Here is a 14,504-nt window from a genome sequence, read left to right on the forward strand (position 1 = left end):
TCCAGGGAGGAGAAGAATGGCAGAGATTACACTGACGGTGAACGGCCGGTCCGTCACCAAGTCGGTCAAGGGCAACACGCTCTTGGTCGAGTTTTTGCGTGAAGACCTGCGGCTGACCGGCACCCATGTGGGTTGCGACACCTCGCAGTGCGGCGCCTGTGTGGTGCATGTGAACGGCAAGGACGTAAAAGCCTGCACCATGTTCGCGGTTGAGGCCGATGGCGCAGAGGTTGCAACGATCGAAGGTGAGGCGGCCCCGGACGGCACGCTGAGCGCGGTTCAGGCGGCGTTCCAGGAGCATCACGGCTTGCAGTGCGGCTTTTGCACGCCGGGCATGGTGATGACCGCAACGGCGCTTTTGCGGGATAACCCCAAGCCGACGGAGGCCGAGGTGCGCGATTACCTGGAAGGCAACATTTGCCGCTGCACCGGCTACCACAACATCGTCAAGGCGATCATGGCGGCATCCGGTCAGGACGTCACCAGTATCGCTGCAGAGTAAGCCGGTTTCGCGTGGAGTGCCGGGGCACAGCCCCGGCCTACGGGACCGACACACGGTAGGGCGGGGCTGGGCCCCGCAACCCCCAAGGGAGGAATGAGACCATGCCCAAGGATCATGGCATTGGCGCAAGCCCGAAGCGGCGCGAGGACGTCCGCTTTCTGACAGGCGCCGGAAATTATACAGACGACATCAACGTTTACGGTCAGACCTACGTGCATTTCCTGCGCTCTGACGTGGCGCACGGCACGATCAATTCGGTGGACACCGGCGCGGCGGCGGGCATGCCCGGCGTGGTGCGCATTTTCACCGGCGCGGACTTCGAAGGGGTCGGCGGTCTGCCCTGCGGCTGGCAGGTGACGGACAAGCACGGTGAGGCGATGAAAGAGCCGGGCCACCCGGTGCTGGCGCAAGGCAAGGTTCGCCATGTGGGCGATCCGATTGCCGCCGTGGTTGCCGAGAGTCTGGAGGAGGCGCGCAACGCCGCCGAGGCCATCGAGGTGGACATCACCGAACTGCCCGCCGTGGTCGACATGAAATCCGCCCTGGAGGCTGGCTCGACCAAGGTGCACGACGATCTGAGCGACAACCTCTGCTATGACTGGCAGTTCGGATCGGATCAGGCCGCCGTCGATGAGGCTTTCGCCAACGCGGCCCACGTGACCACGCTGGATCTGCGCAACAACCGTCTGGTGGCAAACCCGATGGAGCCGCGCGTGGCGCTTGGCGATTACAACCGCGCCAACGATGAGAGCACGCTTTACACCACCTCGCAAAACCCGCACGTCATTCGGCTGCTGATGGGTGCCTTTGTTCTGGGTTTGCCGGAGCACAAGCTGCGCGTGGTGGCCCCGGATGTGGGCGGCGGATTTGGCACGAAGATCTTCCACTATGCGGAAGAGGCTTTTGTGACCTTTGCCTCGCGGCAGATCAATCGCCCGGTCAAGTGGACCTCGACCCGCTCCGAGGCCTTCATGTCTGACGCCCATGGCCGCGATCACGTGACCACGATCGAGCTGGCGCTGGATGCGGACAACAACTTCACCGGTCTGCGCACCGACACACACGCCAACATGGGCGCGTATCTGTCGACTTTCGCCTCCTCGGTGCCCACGTGGCTGCACGGCACGCTGATGGCGGGCAACTACAAGACGCCCGCGGTTCAGGTGAACGTCAAGGCGGTGTTTACCAACACGGTTGCGGTGGACGCGTATCGTGGGGCAGGGCGGCCGGAAGCGACCTTCCAGCTGGAGCGCCTGGTGGACAAGGCCGCGCGGGAGCTGGGCGTTGATCCCATCGCGCTGCGCCGTCAGAACTTCATCACCGAGTTCCCCTATGCGACGCCGGTTGCGGTGGAATATGACACCGGCAACTACCATGCGACCATGGACACGCTGGAAAGCATGATCGACCGCGAAGGCTTTGCCGCTCGCCGGGCCGAGAGCGCATCGCGCGGCAAGCTGCGCGGTCTGGGCGTGAACTGCTACATCGAGGCCTGCGGGATCGCGCCGTCGAACCTCGTCGGGCAGCTTGGGGCGCGCGCCGGTCTCTATGACGCGGCGACGGTGCGGGTGAATGCCACTGGCTCGATCTCGGTGATGGTTGGCGCACACAGCCACGGGCAGGGACACGAGACTGTGTTCCCGCAGGTTGTGGCCGAGATGCTCGGGATTGATGAGGGCATGGTGGACATCGTCCATGGTGACAGCTCCAAGATCCCGTTTGGCATGGGCACCTATGGCTCGCGGTCTCTTGCGGTTTGTGGCTCGGCTATGGTCCGCGCCACGGAGAAGATCATCAACAAGGCCAAGAAGATCGCCGCCCACCTGTTAGAGGCCTCCGAGGCGGATATCGAGCTGAAGGATGGTCAATTCTCGGTTGCGGGCACGGACAAATCCGTGGCCTGGGGGGATGTGACCCTTGCTGCCTATGTGCCGCACAACTACCCGCTCGAAGACATCGAGCCGGGCCTCGAGGAGACGGCCTTCTACGATCCGGCCAACTTCACCTACCCCTCGGGCGCCTATGCCTGCGAGGTCGAGGTGGACCCGGAAACCGGCAAGGTTACGGTGCTGGATTTCGCAGCGGCGGATGATTTTGGCAACGTGGTCAACCCGATGATCGTGGAAGGTCAGGTGCACGGCGGTCTGGCGCAGGGGATCGGGCAGGCGCTGCTCGAAAACTGTGCCTATGACGAGAACGGCCAGCTTCTGAGCGCGTCCTACATGGACTACGCCATGCCGCGCGCGGATGATGTGCCGTACTACAAGGTCGACCATTCCAACGTGACGCCCTGCACGCACAACCCTCTGGGTGTGAAAGGCTGCGGCGAAGCGGGTGCGATTGGTTCGCCGCCGGCGCTGGTCAACGCGGTGCTCGATGCACTGAACGCCGCCGGGCATGACATCGGGCATATCGACATGCCGCTGAGCCCTTCGCGCGTCTGGTCTGCGATCAACGGCTGATATCTGAGAGCGCCGGGGGCATTCTGCCCCCGGACCCCCTGAGGATATTTTTGGCACAAAGAAACATGGGGCGCGGCCCCGGTTCGAATGCCAGGGAGAAATGACAATGTATGCATTTGATGTAGTGCGCCCAAGCAGCCTTGATGAGGCGGTGGCGGCGCTGGGAGAAGAAGACGCGCAGGCGCTGAGCGGCGGGCAGACGCTGATCCCGACGCTGAAACAGCGGCTGGCCATGCCGTCAAAGCTGGTGAGCCTGACGGGAATCGCGGATCTGCAAGGTGTGTCTGCTGATGGCGGTACAATCACGATTGGCGGAGCAACACCGCATGCGACCGTGGCGGCCGAGGCGGGCAGCTTCCCGGCGCTGGCTCAGCTTGCCGGGAACATCGGTGATCCGGCGGTGCGCAACCGGGGCACCATTGGCGGCAGCCTTGCCAACAACGATCCGTCCGCCTGTTATCCGGCGGCGGCGCTCGGGGCAGGGGCCACGATCACGACCAACAGCCGCGCCATCGCGGCGGACGACTACTTCCAGGGCCTGTTCACCACGGCGCTGGACGAAGGCGAAGTGGTCACCTCCGTCAGCTTCCCGGTGCCGGAAAAGGCAGCTTATGTGAAGTTCGAACAGCCTGCGTCCCGCTTTGCGCTTGTCGGTGTCTTTGTGACCAAATCCGGCGGCGATGTGCGGGTCGCGGTCACAGGCGCATCCAACGACGGTGTGTTCCGCTGGAGCGAGGCCGAGGCCGCGCTGTCCGGCAACTTCGCACCTGAGGCGATCGACGGCCTGTCCGTGTCTGGCGACGACATGATCAGCGATCTGCACGGCTCTGGCGCCTATCGCGCGCATCTGGTGGGTGTGATGACCAAACGCGCTGTCGCGGCCGCCAACGGCTGATCCCGGAGCAGTTGATATGGCCCGGTCCTGTTCACGCAGGGCCGGGTTTTTTGTGGCCATCCGGAATTGTTGCAATTGATTTGATCAAATTTATCACCGAGGGCTTTCCCTCAGATCGGATCGGGGTATTCTGAGCCTCAAATCGTTGGAGGATGCCATGAACGAGATGACGCCCGGGACCCCGAAACTCAAAGCCAAGGACGCGCCCGATCTTGGCCGTTTCGATTGGGAAGATGCTTTTCGCCTGAACGATCAGCTGAGCGAAGAAGAGCGGATGCTGGCCGACGGCGCCCGCGCTTTTGCGGCAGAAAAACTCGCGCCGCGCGTTGTGCAGGCTTTCGAGGAAGAAACCGTTGCGCCGGAAGTTTTCGCCGAGATGGGCGAGATGGGCCTGCTTGGCGTGACCGTGCCGGAGGAATACGGCGGCATTGGCGCGTCTTACGTCTCCTACGGCTTGGTTGCGCGCGAGATTGAGCGGGTCGACAGCGGGTACCGGTCGATGATGAGCGTTCAGTCGAGCCTCGTGATGTATCCGATTTATGCCTATGGCTCTGAAGAACAAAGGAAAAAATACCTCCCCAAGCTGGCGAGCGGGGAGTGGATCGGTTGTTTTGGCCTGACCGAGCCGGATGCGGGCAGCGATCCGGGCAGCATGAAAACCACCGCGAAGAAAACCGACGGCGGCTATGTGCTCAATGGCTCCAAGATGTGGATTTCCAATTCACCGATTGCGGATGTCTTTGTGGTCTGGGCGAAGTCCGAGGCGCATGGCGGCAAGATCCGCGGCTTTGTGCTTGAGAAAGGTGCCAAGGGCCTGTCCGCGCCTAAGATTGGCAACAAGCTGTCGCTGCGCGCCTCTGTGACCGGTGAAGTGGTCATGGACAATGTGGAAGTGGGTGAAGACGCGCTCCTGCCGCATGTGCAGGGGCTCAAAGGGCCGTTCGGCTGTCTGAACCGCGCGCGCTATGGCATCAGCTGGGGCGTTCTGGGGGCGGCTGAGTTCTGCTGGCACGCGGCGCGGCAATACGGGCTGGACCGGCAGCAATTCGGCAAGCCGATTGCCCAGACGCAGCTGTTCCAGAAGAAACTGGCGGATATGCAGACCGAGATATCTCTGGGGCTTCAGGGCTGTCTGCGGGTCGGACGTTTGATGGATGAGGCGCAGGGCGCGCCGGAGATGATCTCGATCCTCAAGCGCAACAATTGCGGCAAGGCGCTCGACATTGCGCGCATGGCCCGTGACATGCACGGCGGCAATGGCATCTCCGGGGAGTTCCAGGTGATCCGTCACATGGTGAACCTTGAGACGGTGAACACCTATGAAGGCACGCATGATGTGCACGCGCTGATCCTTGGCCGCGCACAAACCGGGCTACAGGCGTTTTTCTGAACCTGCGCGCATCAGGGGCAGGGTTCAAACCTTGCCCTTGGTGGATTTGTCCGAGTTGCCCATCTGGCGTCCGGACATCTTATAATCGGTATTATGTAAATATAATGGATGCCGAAATGGCCCCCTGACACAACTGTCCGGGCCAATTGACCAAATGGTCATTTTTTTACCGTGAATCCTGTGGCATACTTAGTCCCGGCGCTGGACAGCTTGCCCTGAGCGCGCTTAGCTATGCGCCTGTACCGACCTCGCGAAATGATCGCCACAGGCCGGTCCTTGCAGACACACCGCTTGGTCCACCACGCCTTGCCATGGAGAGCCCAGACCGATGAAGGCTGAATTTCGAGACACGTTGATCGAACTGACGAACATGGACAGTGTCGAGGCCGTCTGGGCGCTTCACTGCGAGACGATGGCCTCATACGGGTTTGACCGGCTGATTTATGGTTTCACGAACTTCCGCACGGAGACCTCGCTCGGTGATCCCAATGATTTTGTCATCCTGAGCAATCACACGACGGCCTATCGCAAAGGGTTTGTCGAAGGTGGCCTGTACCGCAATGCGCCGATGGTGCGTTGGGCGCTGGCCAATGAGGGTTTCTGCAGCTGGCGCGTGATGGCGCCGCGTGTGACGTCCGGCGATCTGAGCGATCAGGAGCGCAAGGTTCTGGAGTTCAACCTGTCGCACAAGGTGCACGCGGGCTACACGATCAGCTTCAAGTCCGTCTCCAGCCGCGCCAAGGGCGCAATTTCGCTGACCACGCGGGCCGAGCTGAGCCAGGATCAGGCGGATGAGATCTGGGCCGAACACGGTCAGGATATCGTTCTGCTGAACAACATCGCTCACCTGAAAATCCTCACCCTGCCCGTCCCGCTGCAGAATCAGACCCTGACGCCGAGACAGCGTGAGGCGCTGGAATGGGTTGGCGATGGCAAGACCATGCAGGACATCGCGCAGATCATGGGATTGACCCAGGCAACGATCGAAAAGCACCTGCGTCTTGCGCGCGAAACGCTCAATGTCGAGACCACGGCACAGGCCGTCGCGAAGGCCGCGTTTCACAACCAGATGTACATTATTGAAGCGACGTGAACAGTTGTGCCACGGGGCGGCGATTGTCATCGAAACGTCACATAAAGAACGAAGGCTATGTGCCTGATAAGCTGTGATAAAGATCACACCTAAGTCACCGTGAATTCTGCGTAAAAAACGCCTGAAATCCAAAAGGTCGGGAAATCCCGACTTTTTTTACGTGGCGTCATTTGCCAATCTGTAATCGTTCCGTGAGTGGTGGCTTTAGGCCATGGAACACAGAGGTCCTACCCCCGGGTATTGTCCGGGCTCTGAGATCTTGCCGGCTTTGTCGGCGCTGGTTTCGGCAGGGCAATTTCCGCCTTTGCCGGGCCGGCATTTTTCCGGGGCTCCCGCTTCATCCCCAATGTCTCAAACGTGGGGGCCCCGGATACCTCCCCTGCCCGCTTTTATCGGTCGGCAACAAAAAACGGCGCGCCCAGATGGACGCGCCGTTCCTTATTGTCTGTGCGGGGGCTGAATTAGCCCTGAGCGGCCTTGGCCACCTCGGCAGCGAAGTCTTCTTCGACTTTCTCGATGCCTTCACCAACCTGCATGCGCACGAAGCCGACGATCTCGGCGCCCGCGTCTTTTGCGGCCTGCTCAACGGTCTTGTCGGTGTCCATGACGAACTGCTGACCGGTGAGGGTCACTTCGGCGAGGAACTTCTTCATGCGGCCCACGATCATTTTCTCGATCACGGCGTCCGGCTTGCCGGATTCCTTGGCGATGTCGATCTGAACCTGCTTTTCCTTCTCAACAACGGCCGGGTCGAGTTCGGCTTCGTTGAGGGCCTGCGGGTTGGCCGCTGCGATGTGCATGGCAACCTGCTTGCCGAACGCTTCGTCGCCGCCCTTGAGCGCCACGAGCACGCCGATCTGGCCCATGCCACCGGCTGCCGCGTTGTGCACGTAGGAGGCAACCACGTCGCCGGTCACGGACGCCATGCGGCGCAGGGACATGTTCTCGCCGATGGTGGCGATCTTGTCGGTGATCAGGTCAGCGACTTTCTTGCCTTCGACTTCGGCTTCTTTCAGCGCGTCAACGTCGGCAACACCCATGGCGGCACCGGCGATGCTGGCAACCATGCCCTGGAATTCGGCGTTCTTGCCAACGAAGTCGGTTTCGGAGTTCACCTCGACGGCAACACCTTTGCCACCGTCGACCTTGACGGCCACGAGGCCCTCAGCGGCGGTACGGCCGGACTTCTTGGCGGCCTTGGCGAGACCCTTGGTGCGCAGCCAGTCAACAGCCGCCTCCATGTCGCCATCGGTTTCGACCAGCGCTTTTTTGGCATCCATCATGCCAGCGGCAGTCATTTCGCGCAGTTCTTTCACCTGCTTTGCAGAAATAGCCATGATTGGCTCTCCTCGAATTTGTCGTGTTGAGGCAGGCCCGCGATGGCCTGCCCCGATCTGTCACAGTGAGATGTCAGTCCTAAGACAGACCGGCGATTATTCGCCCTGTGCTTCGGCCTCGGCCAGAACCTCTTCGACGGGCGCTTCTTCGAGCGCGCCGAGGTCAACGCCTGCGGCTTCCATCTGGCCGGTCATGCCGTCGAGGGCCGCGCGGGAGACGAGGTCACAGTACAGAGCAATCGCGCGGGCCGCGTCGTCGTTGCCCGGGATGATGTAGTCCACGCCTTCGGGCGAGCAGTTGGTGTCGACGATGGCAACAACCGGGATACCCAGCTTGTTGGCTTCGGCCACGGCCAGTGCTTCTTTCTTGACGTCGATGACGAAGAGCATGTCCGGAACACCGCCCATTTCGCGGATGCCGCCCAGCGAAGCTTCGAGCTTCTGCTGGTCACGTTCCATGCCAAGACGCTCTTTCTTGGTCAGGCCTTCGGCGCCCTGCTCCATGGTCTCGTCAATCGCCTTCAGGCGGTTGATGGACTGGGACACGGTCTGCCAGTTGGTCAGCGTGCCGCCGAGCCAGCGGTGGTTCATGTAGTACTGTGCGCATTTCTCAGCGGCGTCTGCGATCGGCTGAGCCGCCTGACGCTTGGTGCCGACGAAGAGAACGCGGCCGCCTTTGGCAACGGTGTCACGGATTGCGTTCAGCGCCTGGTCCAGCAGCGGAACGGTCTGGGTGAGGTCCATGATGTGGATGCCATTGCGCGCACCGTAGATGAACTCGCCCATGCGGGGGTTCCAGCGCTGCGTCTGGTGGCCAAAATGAACGCCAGCTTCGAGCAGCTGACGCATGGTGAACTCGGGAAGAGCCATGCTTCTATTCCTTTCCGGTTTCATTTCCTCGGCGGGGGATCAAGGCAGTTGCCTCAACCGGTGGACCTTTGGGGATGTCTGTCCAAGAGGCCCGCCCCCGCCTGCGGGGTTCGTGCGCGTGCCTTTAGAGCGGTTTGACCGGGAGTGCAAGGGGGGATTGGGGAATGGGCGGAATTGGTGTTGAGCGCTCAATCCGCTCGCCACAGGCGCGGCTTACGCTTTGGCCAAGAAGTCCCGGATCAAGTCCGGGACCCTGCCTCAAAATGACCGCTCAAGGTCCGTCCGTTTAAAGAAACACCCGCTCCACAAACCAGAACGCCCCGACCAGTGCGATCCCGACCGAGGCGGGCACGGCGACGAAGCGGCGGTAGGCCTGGAGTTGGTCAAGGAACGTCACCGACAGGAAGCACAGAGCGCAGAGCGCCGCTACGGGCCAGAAGAACACCGGGGCCCCTGCCCCCATGCTGTCCACAAAACCCGGCCCGTTCAGGGCAAAACTCAGGCCGACGAAAGCCAGCGCCAGCACACCGTAGACGATCTGCCCCGTGCGAATGTCTCCGTCGCCATCGTCGATCCGCTGCGCCAGCACGACCAGCACAAAGGCCATGGCGATCACCGTCAGCTGGCCGATCTCGACACCGATGTTGAAGCCGATGAGGGCCGGTACAAACTGTCCCTGCGGCAGGCCGAATTCGCCCAGAACGCTGGCAAAGCCAAGCCCGTGCAAGAGACCGAAGACAAAGATCACCAAAGGCCGCCAGCGGTGCAGCTTGTCCGACACGATGTTTTCAACCGCCACATAGACGATGGAAGCGGCGATGATCGGCTCGACGATGCTGCCGGGGATGTTCACATACCCCAAAGCGCCAAGCGCCAGCGTCACCGTGTGGGCCAGTGTAAAAGCCGAAATCTGCCAGATCAGCGTGCCAAGCCGGGTCGAGAGGAAAAACAGGCCCAGCACAAAGAGGATGTGGTCCAGCCCTTTGGGCAGAATGTGGTCAAACCCCACGGGGATGTATTCGGCAAAGGTCGCCATGGCGCCTTTGGCATCGCCCCCGGCCACGGCAATCGGCCCGCTGCTTTCGCCGGACAGATACCCGGTGTAGGGCTCCGAGACACCCTGCTGGCGCAGGATCAGCGTGCCGTATTGCGCAGGCCAGCTGACATCGACGTTTGACGCACCGGCGGGCACATCGGCCTCGAAGGTCATGACCGTGCGGCGCGCGATTTCCTGCTCGCTAGCCGGGGGCACCAGAAACCCGGTGACGGACACGTCAAGCAAGGTTTCATCCGCCTTGATGGCCAGCCCGCGAATGATGGCATCCTGTTCGCCGCGCAGCTTTTGCCCCATGTCTTCGGGCGGCAGCGCCCGCATGGCGTCGATGTCATCAGAAAACGGCGTTTCGTTGGTGTTGAAAATGCCCTGCAGATCAGCCCCGGAGACGATGGCCTCCGCATCAAGCTCGATCACCAGTTCCAGACGCCCGGAAGAGATGGTCAGATCGCCAATAGCGGGCTGAACCTCATGCGAGGCAGCCCCCGTGACAGACGCCAAAACCATCAAACATGCCAATAGGATGCGCATACATAGATCCCCTCACTGTCCGGGGACTAACCTGACGCATTCACGGAGGGTTTCAAGCGCAAAAGCGCGTGGCGTCAGAGTTCGATGACCCGGACATTGCGGCCTTTGGCTGCCAGCGCGATCTTGCCTTCGCAAAGCCGCAGCGCATCGTCGCCAAACACTTCGCGCCGCCAGCCGGAAAGCGCGGGAACATCGCGCAGACCGGCGGCGATGGCGTCCAGATCGGCGGCGGGGGCAATGAGTTTCGAAGCCACGCCGGAGCTTTCGGTGCGCGATTTCAGAAGCACCCGCAGCAAATCCGCCAGCGCCGGGTTCACCTGAAGCTTGTCGCGGTTGTCGACCACCTTTGGCAGTTTGTCTTTCGGACAGTTCAGCCCGTCCTTGACCGCCTTCAGAATGCCGTCGGCGATATCGCCTTTGCGCGCCTCACGCAAAAGCAAGCGCGAGCGGCCCAGATCCCCCATGTTCTGCGGCTTCGTCGAGGCCAGCTCGACCAGCGCATCATCCTTGAAAACACGGTTGCGCGGGATGTTGCGGCTTTGCGCGTGGTCCTCTCGGAAACGCGCCAGCTCGCGCACGATGGCAAGGAACTTCGGCGCGTTGGAACGGGTGCGCACCCGTTTCCAGGCGTCTTCGGGGCGGGAAATATAGGTTTCCGGGTCGGTCAGCGTGCCCAGTTCTTCGGCCACCCAACGGGCGCGGCCGGTTTCTTCAAGCTTGCGATTGAGGAACTCGTAGATCTGCCGCAGGTGCGTGACATCCGCCAGCGCATAGGTCTTTTGCGCGTCGGTCAGCGGGCGGCGGGACCAATCGGTAAAGCGGCTGCTCTTGTCGATGGAGGCCTTGGCGATGCGTTTGACCAGCGTCTCATAACCCACCTGTTCGCCAAAGCCGCAGACCATGGCCGCCACCTGCGTGTCAAAGAGCGGTTTGGGGATCACCTTGTGATCAATGAAGAAAATCTCCAGATCCTGCCGCGCGGCGTGGAACACCTTGACCACGTTTTCATTGCGGAACAGTTCGATCAGCGGATCAAGCGCCAGCCCGTCCACCAGAGGATCAACCAGAACCGCATCCGCATCATCGGTGCCGGGCAGAGCCAACTGGATCAGGCAGAGCTTGGAATAATAGGTCCGCTCGCGCAGGAACTCGGTGTCGACGGTGATATAGGGCTGCGTTTCGGCCTGTTTGCAGAACTCGGACAGGTCTGCCGTGGTGGTTATCGTTCTCATGGGCCGCCGCTATTTCCTCTTTATCGTTCTCTTCTTCGCACGTCTCGTGCACCCTAACCGGATTTGTCGGCCAAGGGCAATTGACCGATAGCGCTACAACTCGAACTTGCTGCGCTCCCCCGCCGCAAAACGCCGCAATGCTTCGGGATAGAGCCGGTGTTCCTGCACCAGAACCCGCGCCGCGAGGGTCTCGGCGGTGTCTTCGGCCTCGATCGGCACGCGCGCCTGACCAAGGATCGGGCCGTCATCAAGCGCGGGCGTGACCTCGTGCACGGTGCAGCCTGCCTCGGTGTCGCCGGCATCCAGCGCGCGCTGATGGGTGTTGAGCCCTTTGTATTTTGGCAGAAGCGAAGGATGAATGTTCAGCATCCGCCCCTGATAGGCTTCGATGAAAGACGGCGTGAGGATGCGCATGAACCCGGCAAGGCACAGAATGTCCGGCTGGCTGGCATCAATATGCTCGCGCAGCGCCGCCTCGAAAGCCTCCCGATCCCCTTTGAAAAGCCGATGGTCGACCGCCGCCGTGGCAATGCCCATCTCGGCGGCCTTTTTCAGCCCCCCGGCCTCCGGATCATTGGAGGCCACAAGACAGGCGCGGGCGGGATGATCGCCGGTCATGCTTTCCACCAGCTTGACCATGTTCGAGCCGCCCCCGGAAATCAGGATGGCAACCCGTTTCACGAAAGCGCGCCCTCGTAAGACACGCCACCCTCGGCGGTCACGGTGCCAAGGGTGCAGACGGTCTCGCCCGCCTCCGCCAGCAGCGCGCTCAGCGCCTCGGCCCGGTCTGCGGCCACAACGACAATCATGCCGATGCCGCAGTTGAAGGTCTTGAGCATCTCGCCCCCTTCAATGTTGCCGGTCTCCATCATCCATTTGAAAATCGGCGGCAAATCCCAGGCGTTCAGGTCGATGGTCGCGCCCATACCTTCGGGCAGAACGCGCGGCAGGTTCTCTGTCAGACCGCCGCCAGTGATATGGGCCAGCGCGTGCACGCCCCCTGCCCTGACCGCTTCAAGCGTCGGTTTGACGTAAAGCCGTGTCGGCGTCAGCAGCGCCGCGCCGAGCGATCCGGTCCCCCAGGGACACTCCGCGTCCCAGCCAAGGCCGGAGACTTCGACCAGCTTGCGCACAAGGCTGTAGCCGTTGGAATGCACGCCGTCCGAGGCCAGACCCAACAGCACGTCACCCTCTGTCACACCCGCTGGCAGGTCCGCGCCGCGCTCCATCGCGCCAACGGAGAAGCCCGCCAGATCAAAATCTCCCGCCGGATACATGCCCGGCATTTCCGCCGTCTCACCGCCGATCAGGGCACAGCCCGACCGCACGCAGCCTTCGGCGATGCCTTCGACCACCCGCGCGGCTGTGTCCGTGTCGAGCTTGCCGGTGGCGAAGTAATCAAGAAAGAACAGCGGCTCTGCGCCTTGGCAGACCAGATCGTTGACGCACATGGCGACCAGATCAATGCCAACGCCGTCCACATGGCCGGTGTCGATGGCAATCCGGAGCTTAGTGCCAACCCCATCGGTCGCGCCCACGAGGATCGGGTCTTCGTAGCCTGCAGCCTTAAGATCGAACAGCGCGCCGAAACCGCCCAAACCGGACATCACGCCGGAGCGGTTGGTCTTCTTTGCGGCCGGTTTGATCCGGTCCACAAGCGCATTGCCCGCATCAATATCCACACCCGCCTGCGCGTAGGTCAGCCCGTTCTTGCCGTCGCTCATCATCCGTCCCTTCCAGATCACGCCCTGCACCTAGCCGAAACCGCGGCGCGCTGCAATTGCCGCCCGTGAAACCGTCTGTTTGTCAGGCAGCCCGATCAATTCTGCGCCCGCACAGTGAAATTATGCAATCGCAGCATTGCACTCAGTTGAGAATGATTCTAGATCGCGATTTATGATGTGTTATCAAGGAGCCGACCATGCAGACCGGATCTAAACTTCCCGATGTGACCTTTAAAACCCGCGTGCGCGATGACAGCATCGAAGGGCCGAATCCCTTCCGCTGGCAGGACAAGACCACCGCCGATTATTTTGCAGGCAAGCGGGTGATCCTGTTCTCCCTACCCGGTGCGTTCACCCCCACCTGCTCCACCTACCAGCTGCCCGGTTATGAAAAAGGATTCGCCGATTTCCAGGCCGAAGGCATCGACGCGATCTACTGCATGTCCGTCAACGACAGCTTTGTCATGAACAAATGGGCGGAAGCGCAGAACCTCGAGAATGTCGCGGTGATCCCGGATGGCTCCGGCGAGTTCACCCGCAAGATGGGCATGCTCGTGGCCAAGGACAACCTCGGTTTCGGCATGCGCTCATGGCGCTATGCGGCCGTGGTCAATGACGGTGTGATCGAAGCCTGGTTCCAGGAGCCGGGCCTCGGCGACAACCACGCGGAAGACCCCTACGGCGAAAGCGCGCCCGAGTCCGTGATGGCCTACCTCAAGGCTCAGGGCGAGAAAGCCGCCTGACCTGTTCCGGCTTTGATTTTCGGCCCGGGCGATCCCTCGCCCGGGTTGTTTGTTTTTCGCACGTTCCGCGACTTGACGCCCCCCGCCCCTCTGATACGAAGACTTCCACGGTGGGCCTGTAGCTCAATTGGTTAGAGCAGGGCGCTCATAACGCCTTGGTTGCGGGTTCAAGTCCTGCCGGGCCTACCAAACCCCCGCCGCACAACGCCGCATCGCGATGCTGGAATCGCAGGCGATTACGTGTCGATCTGGCGCAAAGCGGCGCGGAACTCCATGAAGACGAACTCAACGAACATGTGCCAGTTCGCGTGCATCTCCGGCGTGCCGACCAATGTCCCCTCGACCGCGCGATCATAGGCGTGCAGCAAGGCATCCTGCGCCGCCGCCAGTTGCGCCGGGGTGAATTGAAAACGGCTGTGGCTGCTGGCGAATTCCCGGGCAAAGGCATCAATGCTCTGCCCGCCAGCCGCCGTCTGAATCAGGCGCGCCATGAATTTTTCAACCATTTCCGTCTGCTGCACATTGGAGTGCGCAAAGAACACATCCAGTTCAGGAGCCAGTTCGCTCAGCTTGGTGTAAAATGCGGTTCGAAACTTGGCTTTCTTGAGGAAAATCGTCTTGAGCGCTTCGCCAAGCATATGGAAATTATAAGTCATTCAAAGAGTTCCCGA

At 61.5% G+C, this 14,504-nt stretch carries 13 protein-coding genes and 1 tRNA gene; 7 read left to right on the top strand and 7 right to left on the bottom strand.

What is annotated here, in order from left to right:
• The first annotated feature begins 16 nt into the window (after window positions 1–16).
• From E4662_RS21045 to E4662_RS21065, 5 genes are all read left to right on the top strand, one after another.
• Window positions 17–502, top strand: coding sequence for a (2Fe-2S)-binding protein (locus E4662_RS21045; RefSeq protein ID WP_136443605.1), 486 nt, complete (start codon window positions 17–19; stop codon window positions 500–502).
• Between the two features lie 101 nt (window positions 503–603).
• The gene (locus tag E4662_RS21050) at window positions 604–2,964 is read left to right on the top strand and encodes a xanthine dehydrogenase family protein molybdopterin-binding subunit (protein WP_136443606.1); all 2,361 of its coding nucleotides are present in this window, start codon (window positions 604–606) and stop codon (window positions 2,962–2,964) included.
• A 106-nt stretch (window positions 2,965–3,070) separates the two neighbouring features.
• Complete coding sequence (locus tag E4662_RS21055) at window positions 3,071–3,859, top strand: FAD binding domain-containing protein (RefSeq protein WP_136443607.1); 789 nt, start codon at window positions 3,071–3,073, stop codon at window positions 3,857–3,859.
• A gap of 166 nt (window positions 3,860–4,025) precedes the next feature.
• On the top strand, window positions 4,026–5,249 hold the full coding sequence (locus E4662_RS21060) for an acyl-CoA dehydrogenase (RefSeq protein ID WP_136443687.1): 1,224 nt from the start codon (window positions 4,026–4,028) through the stop codon (window positions 5,247–5,249).
• Window positions 5,250–5,577: 328 nt separating this feature from the next.
• Entirely contained in the window at window positions 5,578–6,342 is a 765-nt protein-coding gene (locus tag E4662_RS21065) for a helix-turn-helix transcriptional regulator (RefSeq protein WP_136443608.1), read from the top strand.
• A gap of 461 nt (window positions 6,343–6,803) precedes the next feature.
• Here E4662_RS21065 and tsf read toward each other — a convergent pair whose 3' ends face one another.
• The 6 genes from tsf to purM all read right to left on the bottom strand — a co-directional run bounded on the left by tsf (window position 6,804) and on the right by purM (window position 13,090).
• Complete coding sequence (gene tsf / locus E4662_RS21070; protein ID WP_136443609.1) at window positions 6,804–7,679, bottom strand: translation elongation factor Ts; 876 nt, start codon at window positions 7,677–7,679, stop codon at window positions 6,804–6,806.
• 96 nt (window positions 7,680–7,775) lie between these two features.
• Window positions 7,776–8,549: a 30S ribosomal protein S2 gene (rpsB, locus tag E4662_RS21075; protein ID WP_136443610.1), complete on the bottom strand. Its 774-nt coding sequence runs from the start codon at window positions 8,547–8,549 to the stop codon at window positions 7,776–7,778.
• Between the two features lie 286 nt (window positions 8,550–8,835).
• Window positions 8,836–10,134, bottom strand: coding sequence for a HupE/UreJ family protein (locus E4662_RS21080; RefSeq protein ID WP_136443611.1), 1,299 nt, complete (start codon window positions 10,132–10,134; stop codon window positions 8,836–8,838).
• Between the two features lie 74 nt (window positions 10,135–10,208).
• Window positions 10,209–11,366, bottom strand: a complete 1,158-nt coding sequence (gene rnd / locus E4662_RS21085; RefSeq protein ID WP_136443612.1) for a ribonuclease D — start codon at window positions 11,364–11,366, stop codon at window positions 10,209–10,211.
• Between the two features lie 93 nt (window positions 11,367–11,459).
• Window positions 11,460–12,047, bottom strand: a complete 588-nt coding sequence (purN, locus tag E4662_RS21090) for a phosphoribosylglycinamide formyltransferase (RefSeq protein ID WP_136443613.1) — start codon at window positions 12,045–12,047, stop codon at window positions 11,460–11,462.
• The gene (gene purM, locus E4662_RS21095) at window positions 12,044–13,090 is read right to left on the bottom strand and encodes a phosphoribosylformylglycinamidine cyclo-ligase (RefSeq protein WP_136443688.1); all 1,047 of its coding nucleotides are present in this window, start codon (window positions 13,088–13,090) and stop codon (window positions 12,044–12,046) included. Before purM ends, purN begins: the two co-directional genes overlap by 4 nt.
• A 197-nt stretch (window positions 13,091–13,287) precedes the next feature.
• Between purM and E4662_RS21100 the strand changes: the two genes are divergently transcribed.
• Together E4662_RS21100 and E4662_RS21105 are read left to right on the top strand one after the other, a co-directional pair.
• The gene (locus E4662_RS21100; protein ID WP_136443614.1) at window positions 13,288–13,833 is read left to right on the top strand and encodes a peroxiredoxin; all 546 of its coding nucleotides are present in this window, start codon (window positions 13,288–13,290) and stop codon (window positions 13,831–13,833) included.
• A gap of 112 nt (window positions 13,834–13,945) precedes the next feature.
• A tRNA-Ile gene (locus tag E4662_RS21105) sits at window positions 13,946–14,022 on the top strand.
• Between the two features lie 47 nt (window positions 14,023–14,069).
• Here E4662_RS21105 and E4662_RS21110 read toward each other — a convergent pair.
• Complete coding sequence (locus tag E4662_RS21110) at window positions 14,070–14,489, bottom strand: hypothetical protein (RefSeq protein ID WP_136443615.1); 420 nt, start codon at window positions 14,487–14,489, stop codon at window positions 14,070–14,072.
• Between the last annotated feature and the right edge of the window lie 15 nt (window positions 14,490–14,504).

Origin of the sequence: Pacificoceanicola onchidii, assembly GCF_004804335.1 — a bacterium.
GTDB classification, from domain to species: Bacteria; Pseudomonadota; Alphaproteobacteria; order Rhodobacterales; family Rhodobacteraceae; genus Pacificoceanicola; species Pacificoceanicola onchidii.